Below are 977 nucleotides of genomic sequence, written 5' to 3' on the forward strand. Positions count from 1 at the left end.
ATAAAAGTATCTTTTTTTGTATAAAGGTTATAAGATTATAAGAAATCTTTTTAAATGATAAATAAGTACCTTTTTATAGTTTTTTTTCAAACTTTCAACTTTCTTCACCAGATAATAACTATTATTTTAATATTTTACATTTTACTTTATTTTTATGTTAAATTAAATTCAATTAATAGAAAGAGGTGAAGAATTTTAATAAAAGTACACAAGTTAAAAAAAGATATTCTCTTTGAAATGAAAATATTTACTACATCAGAAACAGATTTTACTCATTTTAGTCGCCTCTTGTTGTCGCAATATATAAAAAATAGTTATAAGGTTGTTTAGGACAATACCTTATTATTTATCATTTTTAGTATCATTGTATGAATCTTATTGCGGATGAACTATAAAAATGGGAAAAAACGAAAGAGAAGGATATTATATTTGTCAAATTTAAAAGAACCTTTAAAGAAAAAATCAAAAATTATGGCTCGGAGGAGAAGTAGTACTTCTTATAAGTACTTTCCATCACTTTATAGGCGACTTGTCTGAGAAATCCTAAAAATAAAGGAAATTTTTTAAAAGTAGGCATGGTAAACTAATGACCTCCTTATGCTTGAAAGAGTAGGTGATAAGTGAATAAAGTTGTTTTTCTATTTAAATAAAATTTAAACAAAAGGAGATTTAAATGTCTAGAAAAAGAAGTTATCGAAGAAGTAGTTATCGTAGAAATAAATTAACATTAGGTAGTTTTTGTATGTATTGGCTGTTACCTGTTTTAGGTGTTGTTATTCCTGTTGCTATTTTTTTAGCTCATAAGGGTTATATTTCTATTGCTAAATAAAAAGAAATTTATGTTTGAGTATACAGTTCAAGATTTAAGAGAATTTGGGTTTACAGTTAGTGATTTTATTACTTCTGGTTATACAGTTCAAGAATTGATAAATATTGGATATACAGATAAAGAATTAAGAAATTTTAATTTATATTTG

General features: G+C 24.2%; 1 protein-coding gene. It reads left to right on the top strand.

Features of this window, described 5'->3' with window-relative positions; translation table 11 throughout:
* Positions 1 to 673 precede the first annotated feature (673 nt).
* Complete coding sequence (locus tag CPX_RS03135; protein WP_200902630.1) at positions 674 to 829, top strand: hypothetical protein; 156 nt, start codon at positions 674 to 676, stop codon at positions 827 to 829.
* Positions 830 to 977: the final 148 nt, after the last annotated feature.

Source organism: Candidatus Phytoplasma pruni (genome assembly GCF_001277135.1).
Lineage (GTDB): Bacteria > Bacillota_I > Bacilli_A > Acholeplasmatales > Acholeplasmataceae > Phytoplasma > Phytoplasma pruni.

Excerpts from the sequence above, each read along its gene's own strand:
- CPX_RS03135 (WP_200902630.1), top strand. The coding sequence starts at position 674 with ATGTCTAGAAAAAGAAGTTATCGAAGAAGTAGTTATCGTAGAAATAAA.